The sequence below is a fragment of the Acuticoccus sp. I52.16.1 genome, assembly GCF_022865125.1.
GTDB lineage: Bacteria > Pseudomonadota > Alphaproteobacteria > Rhizobiales > Amorphaceae > Acuticoccus.
On record NZ_CP094828.1, the window covers coordinates 710941 to 728873 of the forward strand.

The window sequence follows — 17933 nt, forward strand, 5'->3', positions numbered from 1 at the left end:
CCTCGGCGGCGACGGGCGGGCGTGCCGCGGGCGCGCATTGCACGGCGCGCGGCAGATCCTATAGTTGCTGTAGCTTCATGAGGGACCCATGCTGACCATCGGCACGCTCGCCCACCGGACCGGAACCAAGGTCCAGACCATCCGGTACTACGAGCAGATCGGGCTGATGCCGGAACCCGGCCGCACCGAAGGCGGGCAGCGCCGCTACGGCGAGGCCGAGCTGGACCGGCTGGCCTTCATCCGCCACGCCCGGCAGCTCGGCTTCCCGCTGGACGCGATCCGCGAGTTGCTGGACCTTTCGGATCATCCGAGCCGGCCGTGCGACGAGGCCAACGCCATCGCGCTGCGCCAGCTGAAGCAGGTGGAGCGCCGCATCGAACGGCTGGAGGCCCTGCGCACGGAGCTGAACCGCATGGTGCGCGAATGCGACGGCGGCGGCTGCGCCGAGGACTGCCGCGTGCTGGAGGTCCTGCGCGACCATTCCGAGTGCCTCACCGAGCATGAGGACATCGGCGCCGCGTAGCGCCTCAGACCCAGCCGCGGTAGAAGTCGCGCACCGGGCCCATCAGCGCGCCGGCGAGGCGACGGCGCTCGGCCTCGGCCGCGCTTCCGGGCTGCGCCAGCGTGCCGGCGATCTCGGCCAGTACGGCCTGCCGGTCGACCTTGGCGAACGCGCCCTGGCGGTAGGCGACCGCCCCGCCCACCATCACCGTCTCCACCGCACCGGCCTTCGCCCGGCGCACCAGGACGTCGACCAGCGGCATGGAAGGATCCTGCCAGGGCCACGTCACCGCCGGCCAGTCGAGCAGCACCACGTCGGCCAGCATGCCGGGGGCGAGGCGGCCGATACGGCCGGCGAAAGGGGTCGTCGCCGCGCCGTGCTCGGTCGCCATGCGCAGGATCTGCGCGGCCGTCGGACACGGCGCATCGTGTCCCGCAGGCCGGTGCAGCGTCAGCGCCAGGCGCATCTCCTGCAGCATGTCGCGGTCGTCGTTGATGCCGGCCTCGTCGATCCCCAGCGCGACCGGGACGCCGGCGGCGAGATAGGCGTTGAGGTCCGCCGTACCACTCTTGAGGCGCAGGTTGGACGAGCAGTTGTGGCACAGGCACCCGCCCCGCTCGGCCAGCATCGCGACGTCGTCCGGCGTCATCCATACGCCGTGCCCGATGGTGAGCCTGTCGTTCACCAAGCCGAACCGGTCGACGAAGGCGAGGGCCGTGCCGCCGGTGCGCCGCTGGGCATATTCCTTCTGGTACGGCGTTTCGAGGAGGTGCATGTGGACCGGGGCGCCGGTCGCCTCGGCGGCACGGGCGGTCCCTTCCAGCGCCGCGTCGGACAGCCAATGGAGATTGGAGGGGGCGAGCTGAATGGCGACCAACGGCTCCGCCCCATAGCGTGCGCGCAGGGTGTGGAAGACGCCGATCTGCTCGTCCAGCGGCAGCGCGAAGGCGTCGAGATAGGCCGCCGTGGGCCCCTGCAGCGCCGCCGGCAGGGAGGCGACGAACGCTTCGTCGGCGGCGTAGATCATCCGGTTCTGGTCGCGCAGCGCGAACGAATAGGAGGCGCGCATCCCGACTTCGGTGTAGGCGCCCAAGACCGCGTCCGCCCGTGCCACCACCGCATCGGCATCGCCCGGCGCGCGGCTGTGGAGGTGCTGCACCGTGGTCACGCCGGAGGCCAGCATCTCGAACGCCGAATAGAGCGTATCGAGCCGAGGGTCGACGTCGCGCATGGCGAGCCGTTCGGGGAACCACAGCTCCAGCGGCTGGTCGCGCGCGCCGAGCTGGAACGGCGTCAGCCCCACGTGGTGGTGCGCGTTGACGAGGCCCGGTATCGCGACGCGGCCGCGGCCGCCGATCTGGTGCGCCTCGGGGTGGGCGCGGCGCAGCGCCTCGGCGGGGCCGACGGCGGCGATCGTATCGCCCTCGACCAGCAGCGCGCCTCCTTCCAGGATCTCGGGCGCCCCGTCCGGGCCGAACCCGGTGAGAACATGGTCGGCGACGACGAGGGTTGCGGTCATGACGGGCGCTCCGGGCCCCGGTCGACGGACGCGAGGCGGGTGAGGGACAGGCGAACGGCGGCCGGTACGGGCTCGATCAGCGGGACGCCGACGGTGCCGGCGAGCGCGCGGGCGGCCTGGGCGAGCGGACCGCCGCCGATGACGATGGCCTCCGCACCGCCCTCCTCCACCGCCGCGCGGCAGGCCTCGCCGAGGGCGACGACGAGGGCGTCGGGGTCGGCCATGCGGGCGGCGGCATCGCCCGGCGTCAGCCACGTGCCGGCGAACCGGCGATGGCCGTAGCGAGCGGCGATCGCGGCGATGGCGGCGGCGAGGTCGGGCGTGGTCGTCACCACGGCGAAGCGGCGGCCCTCGGCGGCGGCCTCGGCCATCCCCGCCTCGGCGAGGCCGGTGACGGGGGATGCGAGCCGGGCCCGCAGCGCATCGAGCCCCGGATCGCCGAACGCGGCGACAATGACCGCGTCGGCCGCGGCGAGGTCCGGCGCCAGCGAGGCCACCGCCTCGGCCGCGACGGCCAACGCGGCCGGCTCGGTGATCAACGGGGCGCCGAACGGGGCGGTGAGGCCGCGGACGGGCACGTCGCCCGCCGCCTCCTGCGCGATCGCCACCATTGCGGCCGTGGTGGCGGCGGACGTGTTGGGGTTGACGAGCGCGATCCTCATCGCCCGGTCATACCGCAGCGTTGGCGAGGCCGCGCGCGCTTTCACCCCCGCGCCGCGTCCATGAAGCGGCGACACAGGTCGCCGTCCCAGCGCACGACGTCGTCCTCGCCGGCGTCACGCCGCATCAGCGCGCTGGAGACGACGACGCCGTCGCCCGCGCCCAGCGCCTCGCCGACGTTGGCCGCCGTCACCCCGCCGCCGATGAGGAGGGGGCGACCGACCCCCGCCTCGCGCACCGCCGCGATGCGGGCGAGCGTGTCGGGGAAGCTGGAGCCGGTGATGACGAGCCCGTCGGCGCCGGTCTTGACGGCCCACTCGGCCGCGAACGGCTGACTCTCGCCCGACAGCGGCACCGCGGTGCGGTCGTGCACGTCGGCGAGGATCGCGACGCCCTCCGCGCCGATCGCCGCGCGGTGGGCGATCGCCGCGGCGCCGAGGCCGTAGCGCGGCCCCTGCGCCGTCATCGCGCCGCCGACGAAGACCTTGAGCCGCACGAAATCGGCCTGCGCGGCGTGGGCGACGGAGATCGCCGCGGCCGGGTCGTGCGCCTCGACGATGATGCCGAGGCCGATCTGCGGCACCTCGGCCTTGATGAGCCGTGCGATGGCGGTGGTCATCGCCAGCGTGTCGGTGGTGGCGGAGCCGTCGGTCCGGGTCTGGTCCTGCAGCTTCAGCCAGGGCACCCCCGCCTCGGCGAAGACGCGCGCGTTGGCGACGGCGTAGTCCTCGTACCAGGCCATCGAGCGGCCGCGCGAGAGCGCATAGTCCGGCAGGTGGAGCGCGGCGATCACCAGCGGGCGATGCGCGAAGACGTTCAGAGGCATCGAGTTCTCTCGAGGTTGAGGGCGGCACGCGCGCTCGCGCGGTCGACCGGCAGGGCGCCATCGGCCCCGAAATGCTGCACGACGCGGCTCGCCGAGAGCGCGCCGAAGCGGGCCGCCTGGACGGGATCGCCCGTTTCGACGAGCCCGGCGAGGAAGCCGCCGGAGAAGCTGTCGCCGGCGCCGGTCGGATCCACGGTGGCGACGCGGAAGGCGGGCACCGTGACCCCTTCCCCGGCGACGCGGTCCCACACCATCACCCCCTCGGGTCCGAGCTTGACCGCGACGGCGCCGCGGCAACGCTCGGCGACGGCGGCGAGCGCCTCGGCGAGGCCGGAGCCGGGCACCAGCGCCCGCAGCTCCACCTCGCTGGGGAGGAAGGCGTCGAGCCGGGCGAGCACCGGGGTGATCTCGTCCAGCGTGCGCGCGGCGAGCTGCCATCCGGGGTCGGCGGTGACGATGGCCCCGCCGGGCGCGAAGAGGTCGAGCATTCCCATCATCACGTCCGGCTGACTGGGCGCGAGGTGGACGCCGCGCACGCCGTGCCATTCGGTCGGGACCTGCGCGGGGGTGAGGCCGTGGGTGTTGCGGAACTGCGAGTAGGTCAGCTCGGCGGAGGTGTCGCGCGCGGCGAGGTGCTCGCGCCAGGCCTTCACCTCGGCCGGAGACAGCCGGTCGGCCGGGTAGCCGGCGGCGGCGAGCGCCTCGGGCGGGCTCGTCAGCCCCTCCTGGCGGTGGCCGCCGGCGTCGTAGATGAACCAGTTGCAGGACGACAGCGCGACGTCCGACCAGATGACGCCGGCGAGATCGACCCCGCCCGCCTCCAGCCGCGCGATCACCTCGCGCGGGTAGGTGGCGACGGCCTGGCTGACGAGGCCGACGCGCGGCCGCCACACCAGCGCGCCGACCGCCGAATAGGCCCCGTTGCCGCCCGCCTGGGCGAGCGCCACGGTCCCGTCGGCCGCCACCACGTTGTCGCGCGTCAGGCCGCCGACGGTGACGAGGTCGGGCCGCATGTCAGCCGCCGAGCCGCGGTGCGCCGAGGCCGATGGCGTCGCGCGCCATGGCGACGTGATAGCCGAAGAGGTGCAGCGGCACGCTGTAGACGATGGGCGCGGTGTCGGCCGGGACCGCCGGCAGGTGCCAGGCGACGTCGGCGACCGAGGCGATCTCGGTCTCCCCCTCGGGCACGAGCGCGATGCACACCCCGTCCGACCCGCGGCTCATGATGGCGGTCTCCAGCGCGCGGGCGTGGCTGGCGGCGTCGCCGGCGACCATGAACATCACGTCGCCTTCCTTCTGCGTGCGGTAGTGGTGGTACTCCTCCAGCGGGAAGGCGTAGGCGTGGATCGGCGCCAGTTCCTTCAGCTTGGCGGTATTGAAGGCGGCCGGCGCGTAGAACGGCCCTGCGCCGCAGGACATGACGAGATCGGCCCGGGCGAGGCGCTCGGCGAGCGTGCGGGCGGGCTCGTAGAAGGCGGCCGCGACGGCGTCGACCTGGTCCGGCAGCGCCTCGAGCGCGGCTTTCAGCGCGGAGACGTCCTTGCCCTTCGCCTCGGCGACGGCGACGGTGAAGGCGAGCTTCAGCGCCATCGCCGCGGTGCTCGACTGAGTGGGCCAGCCGCCGCGGGTGGCGCGGATGTGGAGCGCGCCGGGGAACTCCTCCATCAGCGGCGAGCCGAGAGTATTGGAGAGGCCGATGGCGTAGGCGCCCTTGGCCGCCGCGCCCTTCAGGCCGTCGATCACCGGCTCGGTCTTGCCGCTGGAGGAGAGGCCGATGACGACCGTCTCTGCGTCGACCACGTCGAGGCCGTAGGTGGCGAAATCGAACGCCTCGCACGGCTCGCAGACGGCGCCGAGGGCCTTCTCCATCGCCTGGCGCACGCCGTAGCCGGAGATCCACGAATCGCCGCAGCCGACCATGGCAACGCGGCGGATGGTGCGGTCCTTGAGGTCGCGGGCGATGGCGGCGAGCGGCGCGGCGTTGGCGGCCAGCGTCTCGCGGATCGCCTTGCCCTGGGCCATCATCTCGTCGTTCGTCAGCGCGACGCGGCGGAAACGCTCCGGATCGCCCGGCGCGTCGGAAGAGGATTCGCGCCGGATTTCCTTCAGCCGCAATTCAATGTCCAATGACTTGTCTCCCAAGGGCATGCGCGCCGCTCCTGGCGCGGACTCACGATTTGCGATAATTGTCATTACAGCCAGAAACGCAAGCCGCCAACGATCATTGATGACAAACTCCGAAACCGCACCCGCACCTCCCCTCAACCGCCGGCACGAGCGGATCATGGAAATCCTCGGGCGGGATCGGATGGTGGAGGTCGTGCAGTTGTCCGAGGCGCTCGGCGTGTCGGCGGTGACGATCCGCTCCGACCTCGATGCGCTGGAGCGGCGGCTCCTGCTGCGGCGCATCCGGGGCGGGGCGGTCTCGGTCCAGCCGGCGAGGTTCGAGCGCCCGCTGGACCTGCCGAGCCAGAGCTTCGCGGCCGAAAAGGAGCGCATCGGCGCGGTCGCCGCCCGCATGGTGCGCGACGGCGAGACCATCATCCTCGACGCCGGCTCCACCACGCACGCGATGGCCCTGGCGCTGCCGCCGGACCTGAAGGACGTGGTCGTCATCACCTCCAGCCTCGACATCGCGATCGCGCTGGAGGGGCACATGGGGGCGACGGTGATGGTCACCGGCGGCACCTTGAAGCAGGCCGGCCGCACGTCCCGCCGGGCGCGCTCGCTGATCTCGCCCTTCGGCGGCCTGCTGCTGGCCGAGATCAACGCCGACTGCGCCTATCTGTGCTGCGCCGGGATCGACGCCGAGCGCGGCTTCACCAACGCCAACTTCGAGGAGCTGGAGATCAAGCGGGCGATGATGGCCGCCGCCCGCCGCGCCGTGGTGCTGGGCGACCACGCCAAGATCGGCCACGTCGCCGGCGCGCGCATCGCCGCCACCGACGCCGTGTCCGCCCTCATCACCGACAGCGACGCCGCCCCCGCCGACGTGCAGGCGCTCGAGGCGGCCGGCCTCCAGGTGCTGCTGGCCTGAGCGTTGCACGCCCAAGCGGCGCGGCGCCTCATTCGCAGGCGCCTCATGCCGTTCATTCGTGCATCATTCTTACGATTTCGTTCTTGCGAAAACTTACGATCGGTCATCCAATAAAAGTCGACCGCAACATCGCGCCGGCTCGTGCCGCACTCCAGGGAGATCGACGATGAAGCTCACTCGCAGAACGGTGGTCGGCGGCCTCGCCGCGACGACCGCCTTGGTCGCAGCCCCCGCCATCGTCCGCGCCCAAAGCCGCGAACTCGTCATGGTCGGCTACGGCAACGAGCAGGACCAGCCGTTCCAGAAGGCCGGCGAAGAACTCGCCAAGCGCCACCCCGGCGTCTCGCTGCGCATCATCGGCGGCCTCTCGGCCGAGGCGCTGGCCCAGATCAAGGCCGCCCGCGGCAACTCCCCCTACGACCTCGCCGTCATGGGCACCCCCGCGATCGTCAACGCGCTCGCCGAGGACGTTCTCGTCCCGCTCGACCTCTCCAAGATCCCCAACTCGAAGAACATCGAGCCGAGCTTCCTGCCCTACGGCCTCGACACCGGCTGCCCGGTGGTCTTCGAGGGCATCGGCATCGCCTACAACTCCGAGACGGTCGAGACCCCGCCGGCCACCTGGGAAGAGCTGTGGGGCGAGGAGTTCCATGGCCGCGTCGGCATGTGCCGGCCGCAGTCCAACCTCGGCCTCGGCGTCCTCGCCGCCACCTGCGAGGCGTTCGGCGAGCCGGAGACCAACCTCACCTTCGCGCTGGAGAAGTGGAAGGAGCTCGACCCGCTGGTCGGCCGCAGCCCCAACCTGTTGCAGCAGATGATCGAGCGCGGCGAAGTCGACCTCGCGCCGCTGTGGCACACCAACGCCGCGCTCGCCGCGCAGGCGGGCGTGCCGATCGGCTACGTCAAGATCAAGGGTCCCGGCCCGCTGATGCTGCCGACCAACATCGTCCACTACATCAACACCGCCGACGGCACCGGCGAGCTGGTGCACGAGTTCGCCGACATCATCCTCTCCCAGCAGATCCAGGAGATGGCCGCCGGCGCGCCCTACTTCTTCGGCACCGTCGTCGAAGGCATCGAGACCCCGGCCGAGGCGGCTCCCTACGTCCCCTCCACCCCCGAGGAGCGCGAGACCATGACCTCCCTGCAGTGGCCCGAAATCGCCCCGCTGCGCGGCGAGACCGTCGAGAACTTCGACCGCATGTTCGCAGGCTGATTGTCGCGATCCGTGGTTCCCGTCTCGAACCTTGCGGCGCCGGTCCTGCGGATCGGCGCCGTCTCCAAGCGGTTCGGCACGCAGACCGTGCTGGACCACTGTGTGCTGGACGTCGCCGAGGGTGAGATCGTCACCCTGCTCGGCCCCTCGGGCTGCGGCAAGACGACCTTGTTGCGTTGCATCGCCGGCTTCTGGGACTCCGACGACGGGACCATCCTCGTCGACGGGCGGCCGATGGACCGCCTGCCGGTCAACCGCCGCCCCGTCGGCGTCGTCTTCCAGAGCTACGCGCTCTTCCCCCACCTCACCGTCGCCGGCAACGTCGGCTACGGGCTGCGCATGCGCGGCGTCAAGCGCGCCGAGATCAAGCGCCGCGTCGCCGCCGCGCTGGAGACGGTGTCGCTGACCGGGTTCGAGGACCGCTACCCCGCCCAGCTCTCCGGCGGCCAGCAGCAGCGCGTCGCCATCGCCCGCGTCATGGTGCTGGAGCCGCGCGTCATCCTGCTCGACGAGCCGTTCAACGCGCTCGACGCCAAGCTGCGCGGGACCATGCAGGTCGAGCTGCGCCAGCTCATCAAGCGCCTCGGCATGACCGCCATCTTCGTCACCCACGACCAGGAAGAGGCGCTGACGATGTCCGACCGGATCGCCGTCATGCGCGGCGGCAAGATCGAGCAGGTCGCCCCGCCGGAAGAGATCTTCGACCGCCCCGCCAGCGCCTACGTCGCCGACTTCATCGGTTCGTCCAACTTCTGGGAGGCGCACGCCGAGGGGGGCCGCGTCGCCCTCCCCGACGGGCAGTCCGTCGCCACCGACCTCGCCGGCCCGGTGATGATCATGGCCCGCCCGCACAACCTGCGCCTCGAGCCGGCCGGGGGCGCGGGCGAGGGCGAGGTGGGGCCCTGGCGCGGCACCGTCACCCTGCACCGCTCCATCGGACCGCTGATCGAGTACCACGTCGCGCTCGCCGGCGGTGCCACGGTGCGCGTCGTCCACATGCGCCAGGAGCGCGCCGGCATCATCCGCGACGGCGCCGCCGTCACCGTGCGGGTGCTCGACCCCGACCTCATGTCGATCTACCGGCCGGCATGAGCGAGCGCGCCCTCTCCGCCGCGCCCCGCCGGGCCGGTCTCGGCGAGACGATCCTCGACAAGCTGATCTCCGGGCGCGGCATCTGGCCCGCGGTCCCGGCGATCGTGGTCCTGATGGTCGTCGCCGTGATCCCGTTCGCGATCCTCCTGTCGCTCGGCTTCTCCGACATCGTCGTCGAGCGCGGCAACATCGTCTCGCAGACCTTCTCGCTCGACCACCTGGCCAACGCACTGAACGACCGGCTCTACTGGATCACCTTTCAGCGCTCGATGAGCCTGGCGCTGTCGACCACCCTCTTCTGCTTCCTCTTCGGCTATCCGGTCGCCTACCTCTACCTCGTCGGCGGGACGTGGACGCGGCGGCTGATCCTCATCCTCACCATCGCACCGCTCCTCACCAGCGGCATCGTGCGCACCTACGCGTGGCTGGTGATCCTGGGCGGGCGCGGCGTCGTCAACATGGCACTCACCGACCTCGGCCTGATCGACCGGCCGCTGCGCATCATCAACACTCCCGTCGCGGTGCTGATCGGCATGGTGCAGATCCACCTGCCGGTGATGATCCTGCCGCTGATCGCCGTCATGAGCCGGCACGACCGCCGCCTCGACGAGGCGTCCGCCAACCTCGGCGCCTCGCGGCTCGGCACCCTGCGCACCGTCATCCTGCCGCTGTCCGTCCCCGGCATCGGCACCGGCTGCGCGCTGGTCTTCACCCTGAGCTACACCACCTTCGTGGTCCCGCAGCTCCTGGGCGGCGGCAACTACCTCAACGCCGCCACCATGATCTACGAGCAGGTCATCTACTCGCTCGACTGGAGCAAGGGGTCCGTCTCCTCGCTCATCTTGATGGTGACGTGCCTCGTCGTGCTCCTCGCCATCGCCCTCGTCACCAACCACTTCTCCCGCTGGACCAAGGGGCGCGAGGCATGACGGGACCCGGCATCTCCCCGGCCGCCGACCGCTTCGGCATCGCCGTCATCGTCGCCGTCGCCGTCGCCGCGCTCGTCCTGCTCGTGGCGCCGTCGGTGATCGTCGTCATCATCTCGTTCGACACGCGCGGCTACGTCTCCTTCCCGCCCGAAGGCTTCACGTTCGACTGGTACCGCGAGCTGTTCCGCCAGACCGTGCTGGTCGAATCCATGTGGAACAGCTTGAAGGTCGGCGTGATGGTGACGATCCTCTGCATCGTCCTCGGCGTCCCGACCGCACTCGCCTGCGCCCGCGGCCGCTTCCGCGGCACCACCGCGCTGTCGGTCTACGTCATGGCGCCGCACATGGTGCCGGGGATCGTGCTCGGCACCGCGGTGCTCTTCGCCGGCGCGCTCGTCGGCGTCTCGCCGTCGATCTGGCTGCAATCGATCTCGATCGCCGTCTTCGTGCTGGCGGTGATGGTCCGCACGGTGACGAGCCGCCTGCAACGGCTGGACCCGGCGCTGGAGGAAGCGGCCACCAACCTCGGCGCGTCGTCCTTTCAGGCGCTGCGGACGATCACCTTCCCGCTGCTGCTGCCGGCGATCCTCGCCGGGGCCGTGTTCACCTTCGTGGAAGGGTTCGACAACCTGTCGGTCGCGATCTTCACCCACGGCTTCCGCGACCGGCCGCTGCCGATCGAGCTGCTCGCCCTCGTGCAGAACACGTCCTCGCCGCTCGTCGCCGCCGTGTCGGGCTTTCAGATCCTCCTCGCCATCGTCGCCCTCGTCGCGGTCTCGATGAGCATCGGCCTCGACAAGGTGAACGAGTGACGGAGCCACTGCCGGGTCACGGACGCTACCCCTACCGGCCCGTCACCGAGCCGGTGCCTTACCGCTGGCCGCACGGCGAGGGTCTCGCCGTCTACGTCGCCGTCAACCTCGAGGCCTACGCGTTCGAGGGCGCCGTGCTGGACGAATTGGTCGCCAACCCCGCCCGGCCCGACGTCATCAACTACGCCTGGCTCGACTACGGCAACCGCGTCGGCGCCTGGCGCCTCATGGAGGCCATGCAGGACGCCGGCGTTCCCGCCACCTGCCTCGTCAACTCACACCTTTACGATGCCGCGCCGGGGCTGGTGGACGCCTGGCGCGCCGCCGGCGCCGAGATCGCCGCCCACGGCCGCACCAACGGCGAGACCCAGGCCGGCCTCGCCGAAGCCGACGAACGCGCCCTGATCGCCGAGGCGACCGGCGAGATCACCCGCCGCGAAGGCGCGCCGCCCGCCGGCTGGCTCGGCCCCTGGATCGCCGAGACGCGCCACACCCCCGACCTCCTCGCCGAAGCCGGCTACCGCTACCTCCTCGACTGGTGCGCCGACGACCGGCCCATCGCGATGACGACCCGCGCCGGACCCATCCTCGCGGTGCCCTATCCGCAGGAGGCCAACGACGCCAACGCCATCGTCGTGCGCCGCATGTCCGCTCCGGCCTTCGCCGATCTCTGCCTCGCCCAGATCGAGGAGATGCTGCACCAGGCGCGCACCGGTCCCCTCGTCTGCGCCATCTCGCTCCATCCGCACGTCACCGGGCAAGCCCACCGCCTGCACGCCTTCCGCGACGTCCTCACCCGTCTCGCCGAGTTGCGCGAACGCGTATGGTTGACCACGGCCGGAGAGATCGCCCGCGTCGCCGCGGCGGGGCACGGGGTGTAGCGCCGCACCGACCCGCGAACCACGCTCCGGGCGGCGAGTCCGAGCGAGGGGTTTCACCCCGCGAACCGCGGCACCCAGCGGGACATGCCGACGTCCCTGGCGAGCGCGGTCTCGTACATCTGCCGATAGTAGGGCTCCAGCCGCGCGGCATGCCCTTCGATCGCCCTCAGGCGCGGGGTGAACTCCTCGAAGGCGGCTTCGATCTCCGCTCGCGCGGCGTCCTCGTCGATCCGCGTCAGCCGGCCGTCCCGCACCACGACCTCGCCCTCGACAACGACGTGGCGGACCGACGAGCCGTCCTCCGCGAAGACGAGCTGGCGCCTCAGGTCGTTCATCGGCAGATAGCCCACCGCGCTCAGGTCGATGAGCGCGATGTCGGCCCGCATCCCCGGCGCCAGACGGCCGAGGTCGTCCCGCCGCAGTGAACGCGCCCCACCCTCGAACGCGGCCGCCAGCATCTCCTCGGCGGTCGGCCAGCGGGTCCACTCCGGGTCGGCGATCTTCTGGATCAGCGCGCCCGTCTTGAGGACGCCCCACAGGTTCGTCGTGTCGTCGCACGCCGCCTCGTCGGTGCCGAGACAGATCGGCACGCCCGCCTCCCGCAGCGCGCGGAACGGCATCACCCCCGAGCCGAGCTTCAGGTTGGAGATCGGATTGTGCGCCACCACGCAGCCCGAGCGCGCCAGCGCCTCGATGTCCGCACCGTCGATCCACACCGCGTGGATCACCTGCTTGCGCGCGTCGAGACAGCCGAGATCGTCGAGGTATCTCACCAGCGACTTGCCGTATTTCTCCTCGCCCAGCACCCGCTGCAGGCGCGTCTCCAGGACGTGGACGTTGAACGGCAGGTCGTGCTCGGCCGACAGCGTCGTCAGCGCCTGGAGGTAGTCCGCCGTGACCCGCTGCGGCGCCGAGCAGGAGACCGCGCAGCGCAGCCGCCCGCCTTCCGCCCCGTGCCACCGCGCGATGAAGGCGCGGTAGAGGTCGATCAGCTCCGCCCCGCCCATCCGCGGCCGGGTCGACAGCGTGGCCCGAAGGTCGGCCGGCAGCAGATCGGCGAGGAAGGGGTACTTTTCCGCCTCCGCCACCTCCGGCTGATCGAGCGCCACCGTCGCCCGGATCCCCGCGTCGCGGTAGGCGCCCATGATGGCGTCGATCGCGTCCATGTCCGGCTCGGGGTTGAAGAAGGCGTCGTCGTGGACCGCCGTGATGCCGCGCTTCAGCATCTCCATCGCCGACAGCAGCGCCCGCGCATGGCATACCGCCGCGCTCTCCGACCCGCCCAGCGTCGGCGGCGTCTCGCGCAGCATGAAGATCTCCAGCGGCGCGTCGACCAGCGCGCCCTTCAGGAACGCGGCCGGCGAATGGAGGTGGGCGTTGATGAGGCCGGGCACCGCGAGGAGACCCGCCGCCTCGACCACCGCCGCGCCGGGCGCCGCGAGGTCGGCGCCGATCTCGACGATGGCACCGTCGGCGATCAGGATGTCGACGGGGCCGGTCGGCGCCGCCTGGTGCGCGTCCGCCAGCAGCGCGCAACCGCGGATCAGGAGCGCGCCGCGCGTGGGGGTCTCGGTCATACGTCCTCGTTCGGCCATCGTCGGGATGCGCGGCGCTCCGGCCCGCCGTTGCGGCGATGCCGGCGCGGGTCGGCGGCGTCGCGCGGCTGTGGTGCACGGCGCGTGGGCGGCGGGCACGGGCGCCACGCCGCCATTCTCGCCGATTGGCCTCGCAGGCCAAGCGATTTCAGCGCCTTGTGGACAATATCTGCCCTCTGCCGAGCGATCGTCAGACCGCCGCGGCGTAGCCCCCGTCGACCGGGATCGCCGTGCCGGACACGAACGCCGACGCGGGCGAGGCGAGGAAGACCGCGATGCCCTCGAAGTCGTCCGGACGGCCCCAGCGCGCCGCCGGCGTGCGCGCCAGGATCGCGTCGTTGATCGTCGGCACGTCCTTGCGCAGCTGGTCGGTCAACGGCGTCGCGATCCAGCCCGGCAGCACCGCGTTGACGAGGATGCCGTACTGCGCCCACGCCACCGCCAGCGCCTTGGTGAGTTGCACGATGCCGCCCTTCGACGCGCTGTAGGGTGCGGCGAACGGCGCCCCGAAGATCGACGTCATCGACCCCGTGTTGATGATCCGCCCGCCGTTCGCCTTCATGTGCGCGAACGCCGCCTTGGAGGCGACGAAGACGCTCGTCAGGTTGGTGTCCATCAGCGCGCGCCATTCCTCGACCGTGTAGGCCTCCGGCGCCTTGCGCAGGTTCGTGCCGGCGTTGTTCACCAGGATGTCGATCCGGCCGAACGCCGCCACGGTGTCCGTGACCAGGCCCGCGCAGGCCGCTTCGTCGGCGACGTCGGCGGTCAGCGCCAGCGCCTCGCCGCCGAGGGCACGGAGCGATTCGGCCGCCGCCTCGGCCTTGGCCGCGTCCCGGCCGGAGACGGCGACGCTGGCGCCCTTGCGCGCCAGCCCCTGCGCCATCGCGAGGCCGATGCCGGAGGTGCCGCCGGTGACGAGGGCGCTCCGCCCGGTGAGGTCGAATAGATCGGTCATTGGGTTCAGTCTCTTATCATTGTGCGGCGTTCCATCCCGCTCGCCGCATTATAGAGACCGGATCGGCCCGCGCCGCATCCCCCGCCGCGCTCGCCGTCTCGCCCACGCCCCTTGGCGCCGACCCCGGCCGGCGCGCCCGTCCACCGCACCCGGAAGTCCGCCCATGTCCCGCGCGCGCAGCATCCTCGTCGGCCAGCTCTGGCACGAGGGTCACTCGTTCAATCCGCTCGTCACCGCTCGCGAGGACGTCGCCGTCGTCCACGGCGCGGCCGCCCTCGCCGAGGCGCGCGTCAGCCGCACCGCGCTCGCCGGGATCGTCTCCGCCTGCGACGCGCTCGGCGCGACGCCGGTGCCCACGCTGATCGCGCGTGCCCGCCCCGGCGGCCCGATCGACGAGGCGGTCTTCCAGGACGTCGCCGACCGCCTCGTCGCCGCCGCCGCGGCCGGCGGATTCGACGCCGTCTGCCTCGACCTGCATGGCGCCACCGTGGCCGCGCGGACCGGCGATACCGAGGGCGTCCTGCTGGCGCGCATCCGCGAGGCGGTCGGCCCGGAGGTTCCCATCGCCGTCGCGCTCGACCTCCACGGCTACATCACCCCTGCGATGCTGGACGCGGCGACCATCCTCACCGGTTACCGTACCAACCCGCACCGCGACATCTTCGAGACCGGCGAGCGCGCCATGCGCCTCCTCGACCGCGCCCTGCGCGAGGGGCCGCCGCGCGGTGTGGCCGTCCGCCTCCCCTTCATCACCCGCGGCAACGACGAGACGGACCGCGGCCCCCTGGTGGAACTGGGGGCGATCGCCGACCGCTGGCGCGCGCACCCCGGCATCGTCGACGTGTCCGTCTTCAACGTGCAGCCTTTCCTGGACCTTCCCGACATCGGCCAGGTCGTGCTGGCCTACGACGACGGGACCGGCGCCGCGCCGGACGCCTGCCGGGAGCTGGCGGAATGCCTCTGGGCCCATCGCGCCGACTTCGACGAGCGGCTCACCACCGTCGACGAGGCGTTCGCGCTCGCCCGCCGGAGCGACGTCGTGCTCGCCCTCGGCGACCAGGGGGACCGCGTGGTCGGTGGCGGGCCGGGCGATTCGGCCTTCATCGCCGCCAAGGCGCTCGATGCGGGCGACCTCGCCGTCGCCAGCGGCATCTACGACCCCGCCGCCGTCGCCGCCGCGCAGGCCGCCGGGGTCGGCGCCGTGCTGGACCTTTCGGTCGGCGGCGGCGTCAACGCCGAGATCGCTCCCTTGCGCGCCACCTGGACCGTCGCCGCCGTGCGGGACGCGCGGTTCCACAACACCGGTCCATACATGAACGGCGTCGCGGCCGACTTCGGGCGCGCGGCGGTGCTGACCCACGGGCGCCTCAGCGTGGTGGTGACGAGCCGCGCCCCCAACATCCACGACCCCGCCTTCTACGAGACGATGGGCATCCCGGTCGCCGAGCAGGACGTTGTCGTGACGCGCTCGGCCAATCACTACAAGCTGTCCTTCGCCGGCACGGCTCGTTGCATCACGGTCGACACGCCCGGCCTGACCGCGTTCCGCCCGGCCGACCTGCCGTTCACCGTCGCCCGCCCCTTCTACCCGCTCGACGACGTCGCCTGGTGCTTCGAGGAGGCGGTGCGAAGCGTCGGCCGCCCACGCGCCCCGGCACCCGGCTGATCGGTCTCGCGGCGAACGTGGGGGAGGCGCCGAGGGGCACGTGGCGCCGGGGTCGACCGCGCCCGGCTTCAACGGCCGTGGCTGCGTTGCGCCTTGCGGGCCGTCGCCGGGCCGGGCCCGCGCATATAATGCCGCTCTGGATGGTAGGGCTCGCGGATCGGCGCGGTCGCCCGCAGCGCGAACGCCGTCACGGCCACCGCGAGCGCGCCCCATGCCGTGCGACCGCGCGTCGCCAACCGGTCGAACACCGACGAACCGTGAACCGAGAGCATGTGTGACATCTGTCTGACCGCACCGATGTTTTGCTTTCGGCTGAAATAGAGCCGTCCGGGGCCAGACTTCGTGTTGGCAATCACAGGATTTCGCGGCGCTGTGCGCGCCGGATACGCACGCCGGAGCCGGACGGGCGGCGGCGATCGTCGCTCGCGCCGGTCGGGGCCCGCGCCGTCTCGCGGCTGCGGCTGTTCGCGGCGCGCGAGAAAAAAGCGCCGTCTCACCCTTCCGGACGATGGACGAGCGGCATGTAAATTGCGTTGATGAGAAGAATTGCAAAATGGGGGTGACAGATGTCTCGGCTTCCCAATACCACCGCCTTCCGTCGGCTCGAACAGCTCCGCCGCGAGCGCTCCGAGCTCGACAACAATGTCATCGACAACCTGATTGCCGGCCGCCTCGATCGACGCGCCTTCCTGCGCCATGGCTCGCGCCTCGGCCTTTCCGCCGCGTTGATGGGGTCGGCCCTCGGCACCGTCGGCCTCGCCGGGTTGCGGTCGGCCCGCGCCCAGGGGGCACCCGGCGCCACCATCCGCGTCGCGCAGATAACGCCTTCGGGCGCCATCAACCCCGTCACCGTGGCCGACCAGGGCGGCCTGCTGCCGCTGCAGATCGTCGGCGACTTCCTGGTGATGGACGGGCCGGACCTCGTTCTGCGGCCGATGCTCGCCACCGAATGGAGCGCCAACGAGGAAGGCACCGTCTGGACCTTCAAGCTGCGCGAGGGGGTCAAGTTCCACGACGGTGGCACCATGACGGCCGACGACGTGGTCGCCTCCATCAAGCGTCTCGCGGACCCGGCCAACGGCTCCAACGCGCTATCGGCCTTCAAGGGCGTGCTCTCGCCGGGCGGGATCAAGAAGATCGACGATCTCACCGTCGAGTTCACGCTCGACGCGCCCAACGGCAACTTCCCCTACTACGTCTCGACCGACAACTATAACGCCATCATCGTCCCAGCCGACACCGACCCGGACGCGTTCGAAGGCACGATGATCGCCACCGGGCCCTTCAAGCGCGAGAGCTACACGCCCAAGGTCGGCGCGACGTACGTGCGCAACGAGGACTACTGGGCCGGTCCCCCGCTGCCGGCTCGGATCGAGTTGAACTTCTACGACGACCTGCAACCGCAGGTGCTCGGCCTTCTGGGCGGACAGATCGACGTCATCCAGCAGGTCAACGTCCAGGGCGCGCGCCCGCTCTTGGACAATCCGGCCGCCAAGATCCTGCAGTTGAAGGCCAATACGCACCGCCAGGTCCACATGAAGACCCGGGAGGGCCCCTTCGCCGACAAGCGCATCCGCCAGGCGATGGCGCTCACCATCGACCGGCAAAAGCTCGTCGACGGGCTCTTCCAGGGCATGGCCTCGCTGGGCAACGATTCGCCCTTCGCCCCGGTCTTCCCCTCGACGGACACCAGCGTGCCGCAGCGCGCCCGCGACATCGACAAGGCCAAGGCGCTGATGGCGGAGGCGGGCGCGACGTCCCTCAACACCACGCTCACCACCATGCAGATGCAGGAGCTGCCGACGCTGGCGACGCTGCTGAAGAACTTCGGCGCCGAGATCGGCATCGAGATCGAGCTGAAGATCGAGGACGTCGGCGCCTACTACGGGGACGCCGTACCCGGCAAATCCGACTGGCTGGACAGCGAGTTCGGCATCACCGACTACGGCCACCGCGGCACGCCGAACGTCTTCCTCTCGGCGCCGCTGTTGTCCACCGGCACCTGGAATTCGGCCAACTTCGACAATCCCACCTACGACAAGCTGGTGGCCGACTACATCGCCGCGGTCGACCTCGAGGTGCAGACCGAGCTGGCCGGCAAGATCCAGACGCTGCTGCTGGACGAGACGCCGATCATCTTCCCCTACTTCTACGACTATCTTTCGGCGACCGGGCCGACGGTGGCGGGGGTGGAGACCACGGCGATGGGCCAGATCTTCCTGACCCAGGCCACCAAGGGCTAG

At 71.5% G+C, this 17933-nt stretch carries 17 protein-coding genes; 9 read left to right on the forward strand and 8 right to left on the reverse strand.

Translation table 11 applies throughout. From position 1 onward, the window contains the following. Nucleotides 1-88: 88 nt before the first annotated feature. A complete protein-coding gene (locus MRB58_RS03210) occupies nt 89-523 on the forward strand; it encodes a helix-turn-helix domain-containing protein (RefSeq protein WP_244780268.1) in 435 nt (144 codons plus the stop codon). A 4-nt stretch (nt 524-527) separates the two neighbouring features. Here MRB58_RS03210 and MRB58_RS03215 read toward each other — a convergent pair whose 3' ends face one another. The 5 genes from MRB58_RS03215 to MRB58_RS03235 are packed head-to-tail and all read right to left on the reverse strand — an operon-like array spanning nt 528 to nt 5634. Then, a complete protein-coding gene (locus MRB58_RS03215; protein ID WP_244780269.1) occupies nt 528-2021 on the reverse strand; it encodes an amidohydrolase family protein in 1494 nt (497 codons plus the stop codon). Continuing rightward, the gene (locus MRB58_RS03220) at nt 2018-2683 is read right to left on the reverse strand and encodes an aspartate/glutamate racemase family protein (protein WP_244780270.1); all 666 of its coding nucleotides are present in this window, start codon (nt 2681-2683) and stop codon (nt 2018-2020) included. Before MRB58_RS03220 ends, MRB58_RS03215 begins: the two co-directional genes overlap by 4 nt. Nucleotides 2684-2724: 41 nt before the next feature. Further along, nucleotides 2725-3507 (reverse strand): BtpA/SgcQ family protein, encoded by a 783-nt coding sequence (locus MRB58_RS03225; RefSeq protein WP_244780271.1) that lies wholly within the window; start codon nt 3505-3507, stop codon nt 2725-2727. Next, nucleotides 3498-4520, reverse strand: coding sequence for a carbohydrate kinase family protein (locus MRB58_RS03230; protein ID WP_244780272.1), 1023 nt, complete (start codon nt 4518-4520; stop codon nt 3498-3500). Before MRB58_RS03230 ends, MRB58_RS03225 begins: the two co-directional genes overlap by 10 nt. A 1-nt stretch (nt 4521) precedes the next feature. Beyond that, a complete protein-coding gene (locus MRB58_RS03235) occupies nt 4522-5634 on the reverse strand; it encodes an SIS domain-containing protein (protein WP_244780273.1) in 1113 nt (370 codons plus the stop codon). 100 nt (nt 5635-5734) lie between these two features. On the opposite strand from MRB58_RS03235, the gene MRB58_RS03240 reads away from it, so the two are divergent. The 6 genes from MRB58_RS03240 to MRB58_RS03265 all read left to right on the forward strand — a co-directional run bounded on the left by MRB58_RS03240 (nt 5735) and on the right by MRB58_RS03265 (nt 11474). Further along, nucleotides 5735-6544, forward strand: coding sequence for a DeoR/GlpR family DNA-binding transcription regulator (locus MRB58_RS03240; RefSeq protein WP_256461702.1), 810 nt, complete (start codon nt 5735-5737; stop codon nt 6542-6544). Nucleotides 6545-6710: 166 nt separating this feature from the next. After that, nucleotides 6711-7760, forward strand: coding sequence for a PotD/PotF family extracellular solute-binding protein (locus MRB58_RS03245; RefSeq protein WP_244780275.1), 1050 nt, complete (start codon nt 6711-6713; stop codon nt 7758-7760). 12 nt (nt 7761-7772) lie between these two features. Next, nucleotides 7773-8852, forward strand: coding sequence for an ABC transporter ATP-binding protein (locus MRB58_RS03250; RefSeq protein WP_244780276.1), 1080 nt, complete (start codon nt 7773-7775; stop codon nt 8850-8852). Then, nucleotides 8849-9781 (forward strand): ABC transporter permease, encoded by a 933-nt coding sequence (locus tag MRB58_RS03255; protein ID WP_244780277.1) that lies wholly within the window; start codon nt 8849-8851, stop codon nt 9779-9781. The genes MRB58_RS03250 and MRB58_RS03255 overlap by 4 nt, the downstream gene beginning before the upstream one ends. Then, nucleotides 9778-10593 carry an ABC transporter permease gene (locus MRB58_RS03260; protein WP_244780278.1) on the forward strand — a complete coding sequence of 272 codons (816 nt, stop codon included), beginning with the start codon at nt 9778-9780 and terminating at the stop codon, nt 10591-10593. The genes MRB58_RS03255 and MRB58_RS03260 overlap by 4 nt, the downstream gene beginning before the upstream one ends. Further along, a complete protein-coding gene (locus tag MRB58_RS03265) occupies nt 10590-11474 on the forward strand; it encodes a polysaccharide deacetylase family protein (RefSeq protein WP_244780279.1) in 885 nt (294 codons plus the stop codon). Before MRB58_RS03260 ends, MRB58_RS03265 begins: the two co-directional genes overlap by 4 nt. Nucleotides 11475-11527: 53 nt before the next feature. On the opposite strand, the gene MRB58_RS03270 is transcribed toward MRB58_RS03265, so the two are convergent. Both MRB58_RS03270 and MRB58_RS03275 read right to left on the reverse strand, forming a co-directional pair. After that, a complete protein-coding gene (locus MRB58_RS03270; RefSeq protein ID WP_244780280.1) occupies nt 11528-13051 on the reverse strand; it encodes an amidohydrolase family protein in 1524 nt (507 codons plus the stop codon). Between the two features lie 208 nt (nt 13052-13259). After that, nucleotides 13260-14024 (reverse strand): SDR family NAD(P)-dependent oxidoreductase, encoded by a 765-nt coding sequence (locus MRB58_RS03275; protein ID WP_244780281.1) that lies wholly within the window; start codon nt 14022-14024, stop codon nt 13260-13262. Between the two features lie 163 nt (nt 14025-14187). Between MRB58_RS03275 and MRB58_RS03280 the strand changes: the two genes are divergently transcribed. Further along, on the forward strand, nt 14188-15690 hold the full coding sequence (locus MRB58_RS03280; RefSeq protein ID WP_244780282.1) for a M81 family metallopeptidase: 1503 nt from the start codon (nt 14188-14190) through the stop codon (nt 15688-15690). Nucleotides 15691-15758: 68 nt separating this feature from the next. Here the strand turns inward: MRB58_RS03280 and MRB58_RS03285 are convergent, their stop codons facing one another. Further along, entirely contained in the window at nt 15759-16046 is a 288-nt protein-coding gene (locus tag MRB58_RS03285; RefSeq protein WP_244780283.1) for a hypothetical protein, read from the reverse strand. A gap of 210 nt (nt 16047-16256) precedes the next feature. On the opposite strand from MRB58_RS03285, the gene MRB58_RS03290 reads away from it, so the two are divergent. Further along, a complete protein-coding gene (locus tag MRB58_RS03290; RefSeq protein WP_244780284.1) occupies nt 16257-17933 on the forward strand; it encodes an ABC transporter substrate-binding protein in 1677 nt (558 codons plus the stop codon).